Here is a 17,426-nt window from a genome sequence, read left to right on the forward strand (position 1 = left end):
CCACGCTAATCACTCCTGGTCATCCCTGGCGAGAAAATCGCCAGAGTACCGATTAACGTGGGTCAAATTTCAGTGCGCACTTGCCTCTTGGGTGGGTCAATTCTTACTGCGCGCCAACAGCCTGACCATGAATACGTCGGCAGAAGCGACCTAAGGCAAACGTCGCCCCCAATAGCACGAGATTCAGTGCGATTCTGGATATCAATCAGGCAATTTCTCAACATCGGCGAGCATGGCATTAACGCTCTCATATCTCTTATCTGGCTTATGCTTTGTTGCCTTTCGAACAATCTGCAAGATGCTGCCTCCACTCGGATCTTCTTCGTCGTCTAGTACTCCACAGGGAATATCACCGGTAGCGAGGAACCACATCAACAACCCAAGCTGAAAAATATCTGAACGATGATCAACGGGAGTGTGCTTGTCTTTCTGATATGCAATCAACTCAGGAGACATCCACAAGATCGGACCGACGAACTCGTTGACCAATGTAATGTCATCACGATAGTAACGTGCAACTCCCTCGTCGGTACTGGTCTTCGCCAGGCCAAGGTCACCAACTACAATCGACGTTCCGTTTGTGAAGAAATTTGCCGGCTTCACATCGCGATGTATAACGCCCTTTCCATGAAGATAGGAAAAGGCACCGCATATTTGACGCATTGAACGCTTCACATTCGCGGGCGTCTGGGGGCCGTATGCATCGATGCTTCTTTGTAGAGTTCCCGTGTATATCTCGGTAATTAGATAAGGTACGGGTTCCTTTCCGGTGGTTTCGATTTCCCCCGCATCAATGCACGCAAGAAGATTGGGATGAGAAAGATCTGCAAGAACCTGCGTCTCGAACTCAAATCGCGCCAGTCTCTGCTTGTCCAGTCGGTGCATAAACTTCACTGCAAGCTGACGATTATTCTGAGATGTGCACTTATATATAGTTCCGTTGTTCCCCTTTACCAAGAACTGTCCAAGCCGATACTGCGCGCCAGCACTTCCCCTTATAGTGTTGTCTGTAAACCAAACCCGTTCCGGTACGATGTTCCCGTTTGATCGTTCGACCACGCACAAAAGATACCGACGTTACCCCGAAATTGAGTAGCACCGTGGTTTAGAGTCCGACCCAAGACCCCAGGAGGTCGGACGTGAAGAAGCGGTATACGGAAGAGCAGATCATCGGGTTTCTTAAGGAAGCAGACGCGGGGGTTCCGATCAAGGACCTGTGCCGCCAGCATGGCTTCTCGGAAGCCAGCTACTACCTCTGGCGCAGCAAGTTCGGCGGCATGGACGTCTCGGACGCCAAGCGGCTCAAGGCTCTGGAGGCGGAGAACGCCCGGCTCAAGAAGCTGCTGGCCGAAGCCCTGCTGGAGGCGGAGGTCACCAAGGAAGTCCTGAGAAAAAAGTGGTGACCGCACCGGCTCGTCGCGAGGTGGTGCGGACCATGAAGGATCGGGGGATGACGGAGCGGCATGCGCTGCGGGTCGTGGGCATGAGCGCCTCGGCCTTGCGCTACGTACCCAGGCCCGATGGCAATGCCGAGCTGCGCCAGCAGATCGTCGACATGGCCCAGCGGCACCGCCGCTACGGCGCGCCGATGATCTACCTTAAGCTGCGCCAGGCTGGGCAGCGGATCAACCACAAGCGTGTCGAGCGGCTGTATGCGCTGGAGAAGTTGCAGGTCCGCCGTCGCCGCCGCAAGAAGATTCCGCCCGGCGATCGTCAGCCGCTGATCCGGCCCGGGGCCGCCAACGAGGTCTGGTCGATGGACTTTGTCTTCGACCGGATCGCCTCCGGCCGGGCGCTCAAATGCCTGGCGATCGTCGATGACGCCACGCACGAGGCGGTGGCCGTCATTCCGGAGCACAGCATCGGCGGCGACCACCTGGTACGCCTGCTGGACGAGGTCTGCGCGACCCGTGGCCGGCCTTCGATCATCCGGACCGACAACGGCAAGGAATTCACCGGCCGGGCCATGCTGACCTGGGCGCATCGCCATGGCATCGGCCTGCGGCTCATCGAGCCCGGCAAGCCCAACCAGAACGCCTACATAGAATCCTTCAACGGACGGCTACGCGACGAGTGCCTCAACGAGCACTGGTTTGTCAGCCTCAATCACGCCCGCGTGATCATCCGGGCCTGGACCCAGGACTACAACGAGCACAGACCCAAGAAAGCACTCGGCGGGCTGGCGCCCGCCGTCTACGCCAAGCAGCTTGCTGCAAAGGCTATTACCATCAACCCAGGGCTCTAAACCAAACCGCTACTCAAGGCGGGGTAACGTCGAGGGGACAAATGCCGCCGGCACCCATAGCCACCATGAAATTGCTCGAATCCATATCCAGGGCAATCAAGCAACGTACCAAGTGACAGACAATGGCGATTTGATCGGCGGAATCGAAACTTTGAAGGTTGAAGATCAGGGTTCTCGCATACTCCTGCGGCTCAAGAGCTGTGCCAAACCGACTTACGAAGGCGCCGAAGAACAGTGCGCATACTCAAGAAAAACTGGAGAGGTCGTTCACATCCTAGAGAGATGCAAGGGAGAGAAGGCCCGCTGCCTGATCGGCCGCGGGCAATTGGATGACGGTATCGTATTCCGACGCGTCAAGAATTTCTCTGAATGAAGAACCCATCTCCATTGCGCTGCACGATCCAGTGGCCATAAGGCCTTTGCCTCGGCATACGAATCGCTTTTAGACAGAGAAAAATCACTCCATATACCTAGCCAGAATTTCCTCCGGGTATTTTTTAATCTCTTTGTATTTACCCTCCCTATCTTTGAATTTCATCCCGCGCCATAGAAAGCTGTTCTTAGGCTCACCAGCAATCAATTGATCCCACTTGGGGGCATTGATTCCCTCTTGTATTGCCAGGTTCATTATCCCGGTGACCGTTCCTTGGCCTGCGTTGTATGCCGCTAGATAAAGCGGCCATCTCTCTTCTTCCGAGTATTGATCCGAGATTCCCCTTTCTTTAAGGAATCTATCAATCTCTCTCATTTTCATATCAAGAACCTGAGCGGCCACTGGCAGGGCCTTTTCAGGATTGAATCGTTGATCGCCTTCCTTGTCGTAAGTCCACTTTCCATTCTTGAACTTAGTTGCCCCCATGCTCAGCCCGCCCTCAGAAACAGCCTCTGTGGGACCAAGTTGCGCTATGCCGGCATACCTGCTGGTGCGATGTGCACTAAGGAGCTTCATCTTCGATTCTTGAAATAGCAAAGATTTGTAGATCAAGGGATCAATGGAGGGGTAACGCTTCAGTGATTTGACGATTAATGCATCGAAATTGTTTTGCCCAGGCGTCACAGCAGGGCCAACCTCATATAGCGGGGCTCCGTTGTCTTTGAATATTTTTTCTCCTTGCCGAACGACCTGCCGCTGTTCATCTTGCTTCCAATCCGTCTCCATGTCCCTCCATCCTCTGGCGTTGGAGAAGCGCTTCACCGGTGGATGGGGCGTCACGTAATCGGGATAGCTCCGCGCACAGTTTTCGTCCACTGGCCTGTAGCTGGCGCCATGGGCAGCATCCTGTAGCAAAGCGGTCCAAGGGGCATCCGCACAGCCGGCGCGCAGGCCGCCCAGCATGCCCTGAAAGCCTTGCCGGTCCGCCCAACCGGCCCGCGCCAGCATTCCCTCCGGGGCTGGGCCTACGGACTCAGGGGGAGCCGATTCTGCAACTCCTTTCAGGGCGCTGTTCTTCTTCGCAGCAGCGTGAGGAGTCTTCGAGTCAGCCACCGCCACTCCCTTCAAGCCCCTGGCCAGCGGCTTGACCGGATCCAGCACAAATCCTGGCGGCAGGCGCTCAGTCATGGAACACCTCCCAGCGACCAGAACGGTGGATCAGGCGCTCGCCGGTCTGCGGAGACCTGGCGGTGCGGCCCTCCAGAAGACCGTATTCGCCTTGGGGTTGCTCCAGCATCGCAGGGTCGTCGTCGCCACGCGCCAGACGTTCCTCTCGCTGCAAGCGCAGGCCATATAGCTGCTGCCAACGCGCATCCTCCACCGCGGTGCGCTCGCGCCGCTCATTGCGCTCCTCGTCCGCCCGCTGCAGCCGGTCCACGAAGTCGAAGCCGTTCATGAAGCCATCCATGAATCCAGCGGCGCGAAAGCCGCCGCGGCTCATCGGGCACCTCCCTGCAGGCCGCGCAAGGCGGTGGTCCGCGGCGCGGGGCTCTGGAGCAGGCCCAGCAGCCGGGCACGCCCACCGGCCCGCTCGATGCCGGCGGCCAGCATCGCCGCGCCGCGCAGGCGGTCGCGCACGCGGCGCAGCGGGATGCGCAGCACCTCGTCGGTGTCGGCGGAGCTGCGGCCGCGCGTGACCGGGGCGCGGTAGTCGTACTCGCTGCCGTCCGGGCGGCGGGCGCGGATATCCAGCTCCAGCATCACCGCGTCGCCGTCCAGGTACACCGCCACCAGGCGCTTGGCGGTGATGACGCCGCCGTCGCGCAGGCGCTCGCCCAGGCCCTGGCGCAGCTCGCGGGCGAACAGGCGGTTGGCAAAGCCGTACAGCTCCGCGCCGGTCAGCCCGGCGGTGTCGCCACCGTCGTTGATCGCGGCGTCGTAGCGCAGCGCGGCCTGGCGGAAGTCGGGGTCGTCAAACTCCGCGGCAAAGTCGCTCTGCAGGAAGGCAGCGCCGCGGCGCGCCCGTTCATTGAGGGGATTCATGTTGTCTCCTGGTTCAGAACAGCTCGTTGACCAGCAGGCCCACACCGGCACCCACCAGCGCGCCCACCGGGCCCAGCACCATGCCGCTGCTCGCGCCGGCCGCCGCACCGCTGGCGGAGGACAGCCCCACCATGGCGCCGATGCCCGCGCCGGTGCCGGCCATCTGCATGCGCATCTGGCTTTCGGCAGCCTTGAGTGCGCTGCGGGCGGAGTTCTGCGTCTCCTCCCGCGCCGCCGCTGCGCCCCAGAGTGCGCCGGTCTCGTTCTTGGCGGATGCCGCCGTGCCGAGCAGGCCGCTCATTGCGCACCCCCGCCCAAGCCGTAGCGCTGTCCGCCGCCGGTGAGGATGCGGGCGTTGCGTTCGTCAAAGGCCCGGTTGGCACGGTTGGCGGCGTTGACGTCCGCCAGGCCCTGCGAGAGGTCCTGGCGCCGCGTGATGGCCGCCTGCTGCTGCGGCGACAGGCTCAACCCCTGGTCGGCCAGGCGCCCGCGCAGCGCAGCGCCGCTCTGGCGGAAGCTTCGCGCCACCGTGTCGCGCGCGGACTGCACGCTGTTGGCGCGCAGCTCCGGGTTGTCGACCATCCAGATCAGCCGGTCCTCGATCGGGCGGATCTGCTGCTTGTAGCGCTCGAAGTCGGCGCGGCGGATCGCCGCCTGCGTGTTGCTGGCGTAGTGCTTGTCCCGGGTGGAGAGTCCCAGCGCGTTGCGCTGGCCGGGTTGTGCCTCGGGGGCCTCGAGTGAGGCGGGAATGACGAACATGGAAAGCTCCTGTGTGATGGATGATTGCAAGCCGCTCAGAACCGGAACGTCGAGCCCGGTTGCAGGGACATCGTCCCGAAGTTGGGCGTCAGCGAGCCGTCGGCGATACCGTCAAGGCTGCTACGGGGCATCTGCGTATTGCCCGAGGGCGTCTGGCCGCGCAGCCCATATGCCGTGGCCATGCCCGCCGCGGAGCCGATGGCCCCCTGCATCGCGGCGCGGTTCTCGAATGCGTTCTGCGCGTCGGCCAGCGAGCGGCGCTGGGCCAGGTCGGCCGTATCGGACAAGCCCTGCAGCGCCTGCGTGCGCTCGCCGCGGCCGATATCGATCAGCGCCTGCAGGCCCTGGGCGTACTGGTCGTCGATCAGCGCGTCCACGTCCGCCATGCCCTGGCCGAAGGACTGCGCGCGATCGTTGGCGAAGCCGGCCAGGCCCATGGCGTAGCGGCCGGAGCCCGGAGCGGCACCGCTGCCCTGGAGCCGGCCCTCCAGGCCGCGCTGCGCCTGGCCAAAGGCCTGCGCGTAGTCGGTGGCGGCCGTGTCCAGCGCCTGCCGGCGGCGCGGGGCCACGTCCAGCGTGTCCTCGAAGAAGCTCTGCTGCAGCGGCAGCCAGCGCTCGCGCCAGTCGTCATAGGACTCGGCGGCGATGTCGGCCATCTCTCTCTGCTCGGCGGTTTCGCCGGGCATCTTGGGTTTGCTTCCCATGTGATTCACTCCTGGATATCGAGTTGGTATTCCACCGCGCGCATCCGCCAGCGCGGATCCAGCAGGCGCTCAAAGCCCCGGCGGCGTGTGCGGAAGGCCAGCGTGGCGGCGCCGAGCTGGCGGGCGATCTGCTCCATCTGCGGCAGGTAGCGCCGCAGCAGGCCGCCGCCGTCACCCTGCGCCATCCACAGCAGCAGCTCCGGGCGGCCGTTGTCCTCGCGCAGGTATTTCTTCAGCACCACGAAACCTTCCGGGCAGGTATAGAGCTGCGCGCGGCCGAAGCGGCACTCCGCGTACACCTCCTCGGGGGTTTCGTCGTCACCGGCGAGGATGTCGGCGATCTCGCCGCGGATGCGTGGCCACTCGCGGCGGATGTCGGCGGGGATCAGGGCCATGTCAGTACTCCAGCAGCAGCGCCGCGGCGCCACCGCTGCCCGCGGTGTTGCCCGCGGGGCAGCCGCCGCCACCCGCGCCATGGCCGGAGGCCGCGCCGCCGTTGGCGTCCTTGCCGCCACGCCCGCCGGCACCCAGCAGCGTGTCGGCACCGTCGCCGCCATCGTCATGGATGGTGAGTGCCAGCGTGGCGGAGAAGCCGCCACGCCCGTTGCGGCCCGGCAGGCCGATCACGCCGCCGGCATGGTCGGCGCCCACCGCGGCCGTGCCGCCGCTGCCGCCCACGCCATTGGCCGCGCCCACCGCCCCTGCGCCGGCCACGATGCGTGCGTCGCCGGTCTCCGCCAGCAGCCAGGCCGCGGCAGCGGAGCCGCCGGGCGGGATGCGGTAGGCGATCACCTGCCCCGGGCTCACGCGCAGCGTGCCCTCGCACAGCGCGCCGGCACCGCCGCCGCCACCGCCCGAGCGCGGCCCGCTGTTCTGGCCCACCGCGCCGCTCGCGCCGGGGCCGATCAGGCGGAACTTCAGCGCGTATACGCCGGCCGGCACCGTCCAGTTCTTGGCCGCGGCGTTGCCCGCGTTGTCCGCGAACAGCCGCGGGTAGGCCGCAAACTGCGCGATCTGCCCCTGCAGCTTGCCCACGATCAGCTGCAGGCCGTCGCCCGCCATCACCGGCGCGTTCTGCGCCGCCAGCGCCGGCAGCGGCTCGAAGAACCGATACTTGAGCGCGGCCATCAGAACGCCCGGTAGTAGACGGCGATCTTGTCGCCCGCCACCAGCGCCGAAACGCCCGCCGTGGCCAGGCCGCCGGCAAAGCCCACGCGCGTCTTGCTGCTGGCGCCGCCGGTGTAGTTCACCGTGAAGTCGTCACCCTCGAACTGCGCCCCCGCGCCGGCCACCGCCAGGCGCACCGAGTCCTGCGCCGCCACGTCCGGCAGGTCCACGTACTGGTTGGAGATGTCGGTGGGCGACAGCGTCACCGCGTGGCGCCGTGACTTCTTGGCCACCGTGGCACCGCTGACCGGATCGCGCCGCGTGGTCTGGTCCTTCTCCGCCGGCGCGGTGTCGGTCTTCACGCGCAGCTGGCCGCTGCCGTTGCCGGGGTTGGTGGACTCCAGGCCCGACAGTGCCGCCAGGTCCACCGACAGCGTGTTGCCCACCTTGGCCAGCATGTCGCCGGCCTCGATGGACAGCACCGAGGGATAGGCCACGAAGTTCAGCGGCGTGACACCCACCAGGATCGGGTTCTCCGTGGTCAGGATCACCTGGTAGCCGGCGTACTGCGTGCCGTTGGTCACCGGGAAGTACGCGCCCTTGGAGACCTCCGCGTCCTCGTCGAAGTCTGCGCGGCGCGCCAGCGTGTAGCTGCCGCCGTCCACGTTGGCCACGTAGACACCGTTCTCGGCCGGGGCCGCCTGCGCCAGCAGGCCGATGGCATCGCCATGCAGGATCGTGCGGCCGTCCACCAGCAGCGGCGTGGCGCCAGTCAGCGCCAGCGGCGCCATGGCCAGCACGTCCACCGCTTCCTTCGGGTCCTGCTTGCCGTTGATCACGTTCTGCACATACTCAACGGTCACGTAGTCCTTCTCGGCGCTGGGCATCGGCAGGGCCGCGGCGGCCTTGGGCTGCGCCTGCAGCTCCAGCTCGTTGGCCGAGGTCAGCTTGAGGATGTCGATGTCCGCCGTGTTGGCCGCGTTGCGGCCACGCAGCATCTCGTTGTTGTCCAGGCGGATCTTGGCGCCGTTGACGGCGTTGTCTTCGATGAACTTCCGCTTCAGTTGCGACATGGTTGCTCCTTGTGTGTGAGGGGTTGTTGGGGTCAGGTTTGCGATTCAGCGCTGGGATTCAGGTGAGGTACAGCACGGAAAAGCTGTCGCCGCTCTCCAGCAGCAGCTCCAGCGCCAGACCGTCCCAGGACAGCTCGGCTCCGGATATCGAGAAATCCACGCCCGGCTTCTGCTCGATGCCGTGGTGCACGCACAGCACCACCGCCAGCGGGTCGGCGGGCGCTTCGCTCAGGCTCACGCGGCGCGCCGCGAGCATGGCCGGCGTCACCGTGTAGCGATCCGTGCGGTAAGGGATGGCCGCCGCCTCCACGCGGCCGTCCGCGCGCAGCTGCAGCAAGCGCCCTCCGCCCGGTGTCAGCAGCGGCTCGCCCGGCAGCACCAGCACGCGGTTGCCATCCAGCGCCACGCCGATGCGGCGCTGCCATTGCCCGCTGCCCGGCAGGGTGGCCAGGCCTCCGCCGGGCGCGGCGTAGAGCACGTCGCCCGGCGTCCAGGCCCAGGTCTCGCAGTCCAGCGCCTGGCCCTCCGTGGCCACCGCCACCAGGCCGGCCTCCGGCCGCGTGATGGCCACGCCCAGCAGCGCCGCCGCGTGGGCCGGGTTGCCGGTGTCCGCCGCCACCGCGCCAGAGGTGCCGTAGGCCAGCACCTGCCCCGGCTCCAGCGAGCCAGCCGCCACCACGCGCAGGCCAGGGGCCACCGTGGGCGGCGGCACCTCCACCGCCCGGGGCATGCGGCCCAGCGCCTCCAGCAGCGCCCGCCGCTGCCGCTCCAGCGCCTCGCCGGAGGCATCCAGCGAAGCCTCCAGCCGCTCCAGGCGGATGCGGATCGCATCCACCGCCGCGCGGGCGGCGCGAGTGCCGGCCTCGCTGCCGAACTCGCGCGGCGTGTGGATGGCGGGGGTGCGTGAGGTCATGGGGACTCCGGGAATGAAAAAGCCGCGCGCAGGCGCAAGCCTCCCGGGCTCGCGCAGCGAGCCGGGCTTGGGTATCAACGTGTATGTACCGGCGCGGCGGCCGGTGGGGCTACTTCAGTGCCGCGATGAAACTGGGGAGAGGGTCAGTCGCGCTCGCCACAAATCACGCCAATATCGGCCGCTACCGGAACGACCTTTTCTACAGGCTCCACCCCGAATGTCGAGGATGCCGGAAGGCGGACAACCACCCCCTGGCGAGATCTTTCTCCAAAGAAGACCGAGACCACGCTGTTGCCTTTATTCAGGCCCTCAGATGAACGAGGCCCCATCAGGCGGACTTGGAAACTTTGCCCCATGCCCAGTTGCTCAAAGCGTGGAGGATTTTTCAGGCGGAACAGCCCCGGCCACATCCCCCCGCCATCCTCGACCTCCGATTTGTCGATGGATCTTCCGGCAACGTTCTCTGCCACCCAGGAACGCAACACGGCTTGCAACTGAGGATTACGCGCCTTTTCAGCCAATCCATCGCAGTAGGCCTTATCTCCCCCGCAGCCCGCCGCCAGAACTAGAAGCAGGCCTGCGAGCAGCAGCTTGGCCATCTTGTTCATGCATGCCCTCATAGGATTTCTTGTAGAAAGAATAACCGTCATTCGCGAAGTTCAGCGCTGGAGGAATCTGTTGAAGATCGTACACCCCTCTTCGATTCCACGCCTGTTTCAGGTTATGGCCCACAATGTAGGCGTCCATCGTAAACGCCTTCTTCCGAGCGGCAGCCATCAGAAGGCCCTGGAAGTAGTAATTGATGTCCTCGGCATTGTGCACTCCCTCGATGGGATGATTCTTTATATGGAATTTCTCCCCGGTATAAAGCGAGAAGACGCTGTCACCTTCGAACTTCAATCTCGTATGAAGATCAGGCCTCTCCATTTTATCCATCGGTCCGAATATCTTCTGTATATCTTCAATTTTCAAGATATCCGCAGTCCTAAGAAGGTCAAAATCTCTTCCATTAATAGGCACTGGCTTGCCGGGGTTCTCCGATAAAAAACGATCAATGCCGTTCAAGATGGACTCTCGGTCATTGCGGATCTGCTGGCGCCGGAGTTCGGGCATTCCGGGAATTTTCTCTGCCATGCTGATCGATTTTCTGGGCGAAAGCCTCGCATCTGGGCTGCCGTCAGTCACATGAACAACATCAGCTGACGTTGAGGCGGAAGGAAGTCCTTTCAAGGCTCGGCCATCCTCACGCAAGAGGCGATCTGCAAAATCTTGCCCCTGGAAGAATCCATGCATGAACCCTTCATTCGGGTCAATTCTTCGACGCCAATTTTTTTGCTGTTCTAGGGGCACTTTATTCTCCTGATCTCAATCACTCCAGCTCCTCCATCTCCTCCGCCACCTCCACCGACTGCACCCGTGAGGTGCCCGCCAGCTCGATCTCCAGGCTGGCCTGCGCCAGCCGGTCCGGCAGCACGAACTCCATGGCAGAGGTGATGGCGCGGGTCAGCCAGGGGGCTCCGTCTGCATACAGGGTGAGCTGCAGGTCCTCGTAGTCCGCCGCGCGCACCTGGGCGCAGGCAAAGGCCGTGGGGCGCGGCAGCTGGAACAGGCGCGAGCGCCAGCGATAGGGGCGGCGCGTGCTGCCGCCCTCCCACTGCCAGACCTGGTTGCCCATCACCAGCAGCAGGCGGTCGGTCAGAGGATCGCTGTAGGCGGCCTGGGCCCAGATGTCGGTGAAGACCAGGCCGAAGCCGCCGTTGCGCGCGTCCAGGATGAAGCCACCGCGCTCGCCGCCGGTCTTCTCGTAGAAGCCGAAGTAGCGGTCGTCATGCGCCACGCCCAGCATGGAGGCCGGATTCAGCGCCTGCCATTGCTCGCGCGTCAGCAGGCCCTCGGTCAGCAGCAGCGGCGCGCCCTGGCCGTTGATGGCCACCAGCCCGTCCGGCGCGGCGTAGACGATGCCCACGTCCTTCAGGTGGGCAACGCTGCGCTTGGCGCTGCAGGCCTGCGGCGACTCCAGCTTGCGCATGGACATGGCGTCCGGCGTGTAGCCGGTGGCCACGTAGGGGTGCGACTCGGTCAACACCACCAGGCTGGCGTCGATGGCGCCGATGGCCACGATGGGGTAGTCCGTGGCCAGGCGGTAGTCCAGCGGAAAGGCGTGGTAGCGCCCCTGCGCGGAGAACACCAGCTCGTTCTTCGAGAAGCCGGCCAGAAAGCCGTTGGGCATGGCCAGCAGGCCGCGCAGGTCAGCCGGCGGCAGGTCGTAGAGCTGGGACTCCAGCACGTCGCCCAGGTCGGCGTCCGTCTTGCTGTCCACGTAGGTGACCTGGTCCAGCGGGATGCGCTCCACGCGCAGGTAGGCGCTGCTGCCGGCGCCGGTGGCGGAGCGGTACAGCGTCTTGTGGCTGATGCCGTAGCCGGCGGGCGCCGAGGCCGGCGTGTCCACGCGCACTGGGGCGTTGTTGCTGCGCTGCACGGTGCGGCTCACCGGGCTCGGCGGGCCTTCTTCCCCGAACTCGTTGGTGTAGGTCCAGACGTAGTTGGTGAAGACGATGTTCTCCGGCCGCTCCGGCTCTGGCGCAGTGACGGACAGCAGCACGTTGTCCACCCAGCTGCGCTCGGCGGTCTCGTTGGAGCGGGACTTGAACCCCACGCAGGAGCCGTTGACCTCGATCTCTGCCTCGTGGCCCGTGACCACGGCGGTGCCGTTGTCCAGCGTGGTGACATACAGCCTGAGACGTGCGGCGCTGACGCTGGTGGTGTTGATCTCCGCCACTACGCGCACCCAGCGGTTCTTCAGCGAGGGCGCCAGTTGGGCCAGCAGCGAGCCGCTCTGGTCGCTCCATTGGTTGTAGCGCATCAGGCGGCAGCCGTTCTCGCCGATGTTGATGCCCACGCCGTAGCCCGCCACGCTGGCGTAGAGCATCAGCGTGAGGTTCTCGATGGCACGCATGTCCGCCTCGATGCGCGCCTTGGGGCTGGTGGCCAGGCCGATGTCCTTGTACAGGTAGCTGACGCTGTTGTTCTGCGTGAAGCGCCAGCTCGGCGCCTCGCGGCCCACGGTGGCGTCGATCTCCACGCGGGTCACGCCGCCCTCCGGCCCCTTCACCCAGCCCTCGAAGGACTCGCAGGCAAAGGGCTCCTCGTAATCCATGGCCGACAGCTCCAGGGCGTCCAGGCAGGCGTCGTTCTGCCCCGCTCCGGCACGCTCGAAGATCATCACCAGGCGCAGGGTGTGGGCGTCTGCCGGCACCTGGCGCGAGACACTGCGCTGCACCCAGGACAGGGCCGGCGTCACCGCCTGCACGGGGGCCATCGCCTCGCCCACCGGCAGGTTGGCGGCGTCGTAGAAGCGCAGGCCCATGGCGGCGGCGCTGCCGTTGGGGCCGCTGGCCTGCCACCACCTCAGCTCCAGCATCTGCTGCGGGAACACATCCACGGACGACAGCAGCAGCGTCTGCCGTGCCTCCGTGCGCGCCACGCTGCCACCGTGGAAGTAGTAGCCGCCCTGGCGTGCCGCAAAACCGGGGATATCGCCGGACGCGCGCACCTCCAGGTCACCCTCGTCCACGATCCAGCCGGCGCTGCCGCCAGACTCCGCGCCTGGGTTGATCAGCTCCACATTGCTGGCATCGGGCACCACCGTGTCCAGCGACAAGGCGGGCACCGCCCCCGGCACCGGCACGCCCAGCAGCAGGCTGTCGCAGGGGTACTGCTGCCCGCAAGGGCCGATGGCCTTGGCCAGGTTGGTGACGCGCGGCGCGTCGGTGCCGCTGAAGTAGCTGCGCTCGGTGCTGTCGCCGGCAATGGGCCCGCGCGCCACGTCCACCGACACGGCGCCCGCGCCCAGCTCCGCCGCCGTCCAGTGCAGCCAGTGCTGGCGCGCCATCAGGTGGAGGCTGCGCACCTCGCCGCTCTTGAACAGCGCGCTGCTGAAGCCGGGCTCCAGCCAGGCTTCCAGGTCGCCGCTCAGCAAGCGAGTGTTGAGGGCGGTCTGCGCCGCCTCCGGCGGCAGGCGCTGCGGCGCCACGCGCGGCATGACGCCGCGCGAAGGCTGGATCAGGATCTTCATATGCCCAGAGCCACCAGGAGATGGATATCGGTGCCGCCGATATCGCAGTTGAGGGAATCGCTGAGGCCCAGCATCACGGCCGGGTTGTCCTCGTTGAGGGGAAACGGGCACGAGGCCTGCCCGTGGATCTGCAGCGCGATCCAGGCCTGGGATTGCCCGTCTACCGGGGGCGGAAACTCCACCCACGCGTCCAAGGGCTCGTAGTCTTCTCCGGGCACGTAATGCCCACCCAGGGCCTGCACCCGCACCCCGAACGGCCCCGCGCCCTGCGCATCCATCAGTTGCAGCGGCACGTCGAGCTGCATCGGCTGGCCGGCTCCGCCGCAGTTCGGCGCCACGAAAAAGGCCGAGCGCTCGGCAAAACCCACGATGCCTTCGGCCGCCTGGGGAGACCTGCGCCGGTGAACGTATCCGTAGCTCATGCGAATCTCCGGGGCAGCACGCGCAAGCCGCGCGGCAGGTGGGCGCGCAGCGCGTGGCCCTTGGCGTTGATCTTGGCGGCGTGGAACAGCAGCCCATGGCGCGCCGCGGCCTGCGGCGACGACCAGGCGGCGCTCTCCAACGCGCAGACGCGTGCCAACGCGCCGTCCGCCAGCCCGTGGTCGTACTGGCGCGCGATATCGTCACCCACGCTGTCGGCCTCCGCCGCCGGCTGCACGATCACCGACACCCACACGGGCTCACCCAGGTCTGCCGCGTCCTCCGGCGGATACGGTGCCAGCTCCAGCGTGGCCGGCGGCAGCCACAGGAAGGCGCTGGGCCGGCCCGGCCGCTGCGGCAGCATGCGCGGGTCCGCAGGCTGCAGCGGCTGGCCGCGGTACTCCACCGCATCCACGCCGATGATCTCCTCCGCGCCGTCCTCGGGGACCAGGTCGTAGTGGCTCACGCCCGCCTCCAGCGCCAGCTCCAGCGTGCGCCGCGCAAACCAACTGTCTCGGCAGAACTCCCGCGCCGCGTGGCGCAGCGCCTCCAGCAGCAGGAAGTCCGGGCAGCCGGGCGCCTGCCGCCGGCACAGCGGCAGCAGCGAGTCGAGCGGGGTCATCAGACATCCTCGCCGGTGCGCGCCGCCACGTCCGGGTCGGTGGGCGCAAAGGAGAACTGCAGCTGCGACTTGAGCCCCAGTGCGTTGGCGAACAACGTCATGTAGGCACCGGAGCGGTTCATGTCGCCCGACTTGCTGCTCTTGGCGTAGGCATAGGCCACCACCCAGTTGTGCAGCGGGTTCTCGTAGAGATCATCCAGCGGCAGCGTCTGCGCCGCGTCGGTCACGGCCTCCAGCGCCTTGACGCCCTGCAGCTCCACCCAGCCCTCCGAGGCCGGGAAGACATAGAACAGCCGCGGCAGGCGCTTGTCGTGGCAGTAATGCAGCACGGCGGCGCCGCTGGACTCGTGCCAGTCCGGGTAGCTGTGATCCAGCTCGTTGCGCTCCACCTGGCGGATGGCGCGGCCCGGCGTCTGGCCGTCCGCGCCCAGGTTGCGCACCAGCCCCAGGAACTGGATGAAGTCCGTCGGCAGGTCCTGGCGCGTGCCCGGCGCCAGTTCGAAGGCCTCTGCCGTGGCCGCCACGTCGGGCTTGGCCGCCACGATGGCGCTGATGCCGGCGTTGAGGTAGTCCAGCAGCTCGGTGGGCGACCAGCGCACGCCGGTCTCGTCGAACAGCGTGCGCGCCGCGCGCTGCAGGATGCGGGAGCAGGCAATGGTTCCCATGGCTCAGTGCTCCTTGCCGACGAAGGCATCGGCTTGGCGCTGGGCTTCCGCGGCGGCTTGTGCGTCCACCGCCGGCTTCTTCGCCAGGCGCTTGCGCAGGCCCTGCGTGTCGCGCTGGCGCAGCGCCTGCCGCCGGTCCTGCTGCTGGCGCATGTCGGTGGCCGCCGCCGCGCGCGCCTGGGCGCGTTCGCGCGCCAGTGCAATGCCGTCGACATGGTTCGCCGGCAGCTCGTCCACGATCTTGAAGCGGGCGCTGGCGGCCAGGGGGGCGCTGTAGGGGTATACCGCGCCATCGGCGCGGATCAGGTACTTGGGCATGGGGACTCCTTGAATGGAAAGAACAGCGGAAACGAAAAAGCCCGCCGGGTGGCGGGCTTTGGTGTAGCTTGCTGATATGAAGGGGTGAGGTGCGGCTGGACTCGGCCTATTTATCTTTGGCGGGCCATATGCATACCTTCACGTGCTTGAACAAGGTCGAGTCGAAACCTTGGGGCGCAGCAGACAAGGTTGTGCCACCCCAATCCGGGGTCATCAAATGCACATGGTCGGGTTCTTTGCTCTCTGCCAATTGCGTCAGGATGCTTGCCAGGCGCAGCAAGCCCTCGCGGTCTCCATGGACATCGAGGGTTTCGGGGTCATTCAATTCAAAAGTCAGCATGCTCTATAGTCCAATCACTGGTATGACGACTGAAAGGGCCCCGCGGAGGCAAGCTATTTGTCCTCGGCCAGCCAGACACATACCTTCACATGTTTGAACGAGCTCTTGTCGAGACCCTGAGGCCCATCAGACAGCTCAGCTCCGCCCAATTCCGGGCTCATCAGGTGCACATGATCGGGCTCTTCGCTCTTCGCCAAGTGGATCAAAATATCCGCCAGTTGGAGAAGGCCCTCACGGTCACCGTGGAGGTGAAGCTTTTCGTTTCCCGAGAATTCGAAGCTCAGCATGTCTTCCTCATTTTTCTTTCCGAAAAAGTTCCTCTCCGAGAGGAAACTTTCTCTTTTCCTTCCTCAAGTTTATCCCGTCCTTCATTCGATGGACATCAACGTGAGGAAGTTCATAGTTTCTCCCGTATTTCTGGCCCTCATCCAAATAGTACTTCCGGCCACTCTTCGGATGAAAATAGGACCCAATTCCTGCCGATGGATCGCGCCCCTTCTTTGAAAAATCTCGCTCCGTCAGAAGCTGGTCGATGTCGGGAAAGTTCTTTCCGTAGAAGGGATTTTTCCCCAAGCCTTTCCTGGCCGGCGGATCACGCTGCAGTCCGAACTCGTCCATGCCCGCGCGGTAAGATCGATACTCTGCCGAATTGAGCATCGAATTGCCGTCCGGCCGTTGAGGCACTAAGGCCTTTTTCTCGCCAGGTTTCACATGGGGGGCTGCATTACCCGCACCACGGATGCGATCCGGCCTCTCCGGGCCCCGTTGAAGATTCTTGATGACCGGGAGTGCACGAGACAAGGCATGGGCAATGAACCGTTGCCAGTCCAGTTCGCCTTGCACCGGAATCCGCAAGGCGGGCCTATCATCCTTGCCGCCAGCCGTGGACCGGGCGATGCCATTGGAGTATCTCCGGCCACTACCTATAGCCAGTGCAGCCGATGCGGCGAGCGCGGGATTTCCCGTAGAGGAGCCCGCCTGCTCCGCGGCCAGCATCGAGACGCCACCGCGCATACCTGCCTCGACAGCGCGGGCCGGCCCCTCTCGCGCACCCAACAGCGCGCCTGCGCCACCGCGGCCAAAGGCGAATGCCGCCCGCTCCACTCCCGACCCCGAATCCGCTGGCCCCATCAATGCACCGGTCCGCGATAGCTGGCGGGCGATCCAATCTCCGCTCCCCACGACCTGCGAACGATCCAGCAGATCAGGCATGAGGTCCTGCCGGCCCATCAGGCCTACGACTGTGCCGTACCCCGCCAGACCCAGGTCCGCAACATTGGCCACGGTATCCACCGGCAGGCCAAGCAAATCCGCGGAAAGGCCGCGCTGCACGCCTGCTAGGCCGGATACACCAACACCTTGAAGACGGGTTGGAGCCTTGTTGTCTTGAGGCATGGTGAGGTCTTTTAGAAAGCCAAGAAAAAGCCCCGGTTTCCCGGGGCCTCGTTACCGCTTTGCCGCTTACTTCTTCTGGTGCGAGCCGGTCTCGCAGTAGGCCTTGCGGCTGCTGCCCTTCTTGCGCGTGCCGTCCGGCGTGGCGTCGGGCTGGGTGTAGGGGTTCACCGGCTTGGCGAGCTTTTCTTTTGCGTTCATGAGAGTTCCTTGCGTATGAGTGAGTCCTCTCTCCCGCAAGCGGGAGAGGGGTTGGGGGAGAGCAACTGTCTTAAGGGGTCGCCAGTTCGGTCTGTTGGAGGAGGAGTTCGTCTCGACGCCTGGCATTGAGGATCACCAGGAGTTTGCGCATGCAGGCGACCAGGGCGACCTTGCCG

At 65.0% G+C, this 17,426-nt stretch carries 23 protein-coding genes; 1 reads left to right on the forward strand and 22 read right to left on the reverse strand.

The genetic code is table 11. The features are described from left to right. Nucleotides 1–201: 201 nt before the first annotated feature. Nucleotides 202–1,059: a serine/threonine-protein kinase gene (locus QT386_RS22885; RefSeq protein WP_289276073.1), complete on the reverse strand. Its 858-nt coding sequence runs from the start codon at nt 1,057–1,059 to the stop codon at nt 202–204. Nucleotides 1,060–1,139: 80 nt separating this feature from the next. Here QT386_RS22885 and QT386_RS22890 point away from each other — a divergent pair. Further along, nucleotides 1,140–2,245 (forward strand): IS3 family transposase gene (locus QT386_RS22890; protein WP_289276074.1). Its coding sequence is split into 2 segments (ribosomal slippage): nt 1,140–1,398 and nt 1,398–2,245, totalling 1,107 coding nucleotides; the frame shifts between segments, so codons are not numbered across the junction. A gap of 457 nt (nt 2,246–2,702) precedes the next feature. Here QT386_RS22890 and QT386_RS22895 read toward each other — a convergent pair. From QT386_RS22895 to QT386_RS22995, 21 genes are all read right to left on the reverse strand, one after another. Next, the gene (locus QT386_RS22895) at nt 2,703–3,806 is read right to left on the reverse strand and encodes a transglycosylase SLT domain-containing protein (protein ID WP_289276075.1); all 1,104 of its coding nucleotides are present in this window, start codon (nt 3,804–3,806) and stop codon (nt 2,703–2,705) included. Next, a complete protein-coding gene (locus QT386_RS22900) occupies nt 3,799–4,119 on the reverse strand; it encodes a hypothetical protein (RefSeq protein WP_289276076.1) in 321 nt (106 codons plus the stop codon). Before QT386_RS22900 ends, QT386_RS22895 begins: the two co-directional genes overlap by 8 nt. Continuing rightward, nucleotides 4,116–4,661, reverse strand: a complete 546-nt coding sequence (locus QT386_RS22905) for a hypothetical protein (protein ID WP_289276077.1) — start codon at nt 4,659–4,661, stop codon at nt 4,116–4,118. Before QT386_RS22905 ends, QT386_RS22900 begins: the two co-directional genes overlap by 4 nt. A gap of 13 nt (nt 4,662–4,674) precedes the next feature. After that, nucleotides 4,675–4,962, reverse strand: a complete 288-nt coding sequence (locus tag QT386_RS22910) for a hypothetical protein (protein ID WP_289276078.1) — start codon at nt 4,960–4,962, stop codon at nt 4,675–4,677. After that, nucleotides 4,959–5,420, reverse strand: coding sequence for a hypothetical protein (locus QT386_RS22915; protein WP_289276079.1), 462 nt, complete (start codon nt 5,418–5,420; stop codon nt 4,959–4,961). Before QT386_RS22915 ends, QT386_RS22910 begins: the two co-directional genes overlap by 4 nt. A 35-nt stretch (nt 5,421–5,455) precedes the next feature. After that, a complete protein-coding gene (locus QT386_RS22920) occupies nt 5,456–6,124 on the reverse strand; it encodes a hypothetical protein (protein WP_289276080.1) in 669 nt (222 codons plus the stop codon). Nucleotides 6,125–6,129: 5 nt separating this feature from the next. Next, complete coding sequence (locus tag QT386_RS22925; RefSeq protein WP_289276081.1) at nt 6,130–6,519, reverse strand: hypothetical protein; 390 nt, start codon at nt 6,517–6,519, stop codon at nt 6,130–6,132. Between the two features lies 1 nt (nt 6,520). Beyond that, entirely contained in the window at nt 6,521–7,252 is a 732-nt protein-coding gene (locus QT386_RS22930; protein WP_289276082.1) for a hypothetical protein, read from the reverse strand. After that, entirely contained in the window at nt 7,252–8,304 is a 1,053-nt protein-coding gene (locus tag QT386_RS22935; protein ID WP_289276083.1) for a hypothetical protein, read from the reverse strand. Before QT386_RS22935 ends, QT386_RS22930 begins: the two co-directional genes overlap by 1 nt. Nucleotides 8,305–8,362: 58 nt before the next feature. Next, the gene (locus QT386_RS22940) at nt 8,363–9,217 is read right to left on the reverse strand and encodes a hypothetical protein (RefSeq protein WP_289276084.1); all 855 of its coding nucleotides are present in this window, start codon (nt 9,215–9,217) and stop codon (nt 8,363–8,365) included. A 143-nt stretch (nt 9,218–9,360) separates the two neighbouring features. Beyond that, nucleotides 9,361–9,825 carry a hypothetical protein gene (locus tag QT386_RS22945; protein WP_289276085.1) on the reverse strand — a complete coding sequence of 155 codons (465 nt, stop codon included), beginning with the start codon at nt 9,823–9,825 and terminating at the stop codon, nt 9,361–9,363. Continuing rightward, a complete protein-coding gene (locus QT386_RS22950; RefSeq protein ID WP_289276086.1) occupies nt 9,755–10,567 on the reverse strand; it encodes a hypothetical protein in 813 nt (270 codons plus the stop codon). Before QT386_RS22950 ends, QT386_RS22945 begins: the two co-directional genes overlap by 71 nt. 19 nt (nt 10,568–10,586) lie before the next feature. Continuing rightward, complete coding sequence (locus tag QT386_RS22955; RefSeq protein ID WP_289276087.1) at nt 10,587–13,292, reverse strand: hypothetical protein; 2,706 nt, start codon at nt 13,290–13,292, stop codon at nt 10,587–10,589. Further along, nucleotides 13,289–13,714 carry a hypothetical protein gene (locus QT386_RS22960; RefSeq protein ID WP_289276088.1) on the reverse strand — a complete coding sequence of 142 codons (426 nt, stop codon included), beginning with the start codon at nt 13,712–13,714 and terminating at the stop codon, nt 13,289–13,291. The genes QT386_RS22955 and QT386_RS22960 overlap by 4 nt, the downstream gene beginning before the upstream one ends. Next, the gene (locus QT386_RS22965) at nt 13,711–14,334 is read right to left on the reverse strand and encodes a hypothetical protein (protein ID WP_289276089.1); all 624 of its coding nucleotides are present in this window, start codon (nt 14,332–14,334) and stop codon (nt 13,711–13,713) included. The genes QT386_RS22960 and QT386_RS22965 overlap by 4 nt, the downstream gene beginning before the upstream one ends. After that, entirely contained in the window at nt 14,334–14,999 is a 666-nt protein-coding gene (locus QT386_RS22970) for a DUF6682 family protein (protein ID WP_289276090.1), read from the reverse strand. The genes QT386_RS22965 and QT386_RS22970 overlap by 1 nt, the downstream gene beginning before the upstream one ends. Nucleotides 15,000–15,002: 3 nt before the next feature. Then, a complete protein-coding gene (locus QT386_RS22975; RefSeq protein ID WP_289276091.1) occupies nt 15,003–15,317 on the reverse strand; it encodes a hypothetical protein in 315 nt (104 codons plus the stop codon). 106 nt (nt 15,318–15,423) lie between these two features. Continuing rightward, nucleotides 15,424–15,657, reverse strand: a complete 234-nt coding sequence (locus QT386_RS22980) for an Imm32 family immunity protein (RefSeq protein WP_289276092.1) — start codon at nt 15,655–15,657, stop codon at nt 15,424–15,426. Between the two features lie 53 nt (nt 15,658–15,710). Further along, nucleotides 15,711–15,944: an Imm32 family immunity protein gene (locus QT386_RS22985; RefSeq protein WP_289276093.1), complete on the reverse strand. Its 234-nt coding sequence runs from the start codon at nt 15,942–15,944 to the stop codon at nt 15,711–15,713. Nucleotides 15,945–15,951: 7 nt separating this feature from the next. Next, nucleotides 15,952–17,052, reverse strand: a complete 1,101-nt coding sequence (locus tag QT386_RS22990; protein ID WP_289276094.1) for a hypothetical protein — start codon at nt 17,050–17,052, stop codon at nt 15,952–15,954. A gap of 66 nt (nt 17,053–17,118) precedes the next feature. Further along, nucleotides 17,119–17,250 (reverse strand): hypothetical protein, encoded by a 132-nt coding sequence (locus tag QT386_RS22995; protein ID WP_289276095.1) that lies wholly within the window; start codon nt 17,248–17,250, stop codon nt 17,119–17,121. Nucleotides 17,251–17,426 lie beyond the last annotated feature (176 nt).

Origin of the sequence: Solimonas sp. SE-A11, from assembly GCF_030345715.1 — a bacterium.
Classification (GTDB): Bacteria; Pseudomonadota; Gammaproteobacteria; order Nevskiales; family Nevskiaceae; genus Solimonas_A.

What these genes read in the sequence shown, in the direction of transcription:
- QT386_RS22895 (WP_289276075.1), bottom strand. Translation starts at nt 3,806, where the DNA reads ATGACTGAGCGCCTGCCGCCAGGATTTGTGCTGGATCCGGTCAAGCCG.
- QT386_RS22900 (WP_289276076.1), bottom strand. Translation starts at nt 4,119, where the DNA reads ATGAGCCGCGGCGGCTTTCGCGCCGCTGGATTCATGGATGGCTTCATG.
- QT386_RS22905 (WP_289276077.1), bottom strand. Translation starts at nt 4,661, where the DNA reads ATGAATCCCCTCAATGAACGGGCGCGCCGCGGCGCTGCCTTCCTGCAG.
- QT386_RS22910 (WP_289276078.1), bottom strand. Translation starts at nt 4,962, where the DNA reads ATGAGCGGCCTGCTCGGCACGGCGGCATCCGCCAAGAACGAGACCGGC.
- QT386_RS22915 (WP_289276079.1), bottom strand. Translation starts at nt 5,420, where the DNA reads ATGTTCGTCATTCCCGCCTCACTCGAGGCCCCCGAGGCACAACCCGGC.
- QT386_RS22920 (WP_289276080.1), bottom strand. Translation starts at nt 6,124, where the DNA reads ATGGGAAGCAAACCCAAGATGCCCGGCGAAACCGCCGAGCAGAGAGAG.
- QT386_RS22925 (WP_289276081.1), bottom strand. Translation starts at nt 6,519, where the DNA reads ATGGCCCTGATCCCCGCCGACATCCGCCGCGAGTGGCCACGCATCCGC.
- QT386_RS22930 (WP_289276082.1), bottom strand. Translation starts at nt 7,252, where the DNA reads ATGGCCGCGCTCAAGTATCGGTTCTTCGAGCCGCTGCCGGCGCTGGCG.
- QT386_RS22935 (WP_289276083.1), bottom strand. Translation starts at nt 8,304, where the DNA reads ATGTCGCAACTGAAGCGGAAGTTCATCGAAGACAACGCCGTCAACGGC.
- QT386_RS22940 (WP_289276084.1), bottom strand. Translation starts at nt 9,217, where the DNA reads ATGACCTCACGCACCCCCGCCATCCACACGCCGCGCGAGTTCGGCAGC.
- QT386_RS22945 (WP_289276085.1), bottom strand. Translation starts at nt 9,825, where the DNA reads ATGAACAAGATGGCCAAGCTGCTGCTCGCAGGCCTGCTTCTAGTTCTG.
- QT386_RS22955 (WP_289276087.1), bottom strand. Translation starts at nt 13,292, where the DNA reads ATGAAGATCCTGATCCAGCCTTCGCGCGGCGTCATGCCGCGCGTGGCG.
- QT386_RS22960 (WP_289276088.1), bottom strand. Translation starts at nt 13,714, where the DNA reads ATGAGCTACGGATACGTTCACCGGCGCAGGTCTCCCCAGGCGGCCGAA.
- QT386_RS22965 (WP_289276089.1), bottom strand. Translation starts at nt 14,334, where the DNA reads ATGACCCCGCTCGACTCGCTGCTGCCGCTGTGCCGGCGGCAGGCGCCC.
- QT386_RS22970 (WP_289276090.1), bottom strand. Translation starts at nt 14,999, where the DNA reads ATGGGAACCATTGCCTGCTCCCGCATCCTGCAGCGCGCGGCGCGCACG.
- QT386_RS22975 (WP_289276091.1), bottom strand. Translation starts at nt 15,317, where the DNA reads ATGCCCAAGTACCTGATCCGCGCCGATGGCGCGGTATACCCCTACAGC.
- QT386_RS22980 (WP_289276092.1), bottom strand. Translation starts at nt 15,657, where the DNA reads ATGCTGACTTTTGAATTGAATGACCCCGAAACCCTCGATGTCCATGGA.
- QT386_RS22985 (WP_289276093.1), bottom strand. Translation starts at nt 15,944, where the DNA reads ATGCTGAGCTTCGAATTCTCGGGAAACGAAAAGCTTCACCTCCACGGT.
- QT386_RS22990 (WP_289276094.1), bottom strand. Translation starts at nt 17,052, where the DNA reads ATGCCTCAAGACAACAAGGCTCCAACCCGTCTTCAAGGTGTTGGTGTA.
- QT386_RS22995 (WP_289276095.1), bottom strand. Translation starts at nt 17,250, where the DNA reads ATGAACGCAAAAGAAAAGCTCGCCAAGCCGGTGAACCCCTACACCCAG.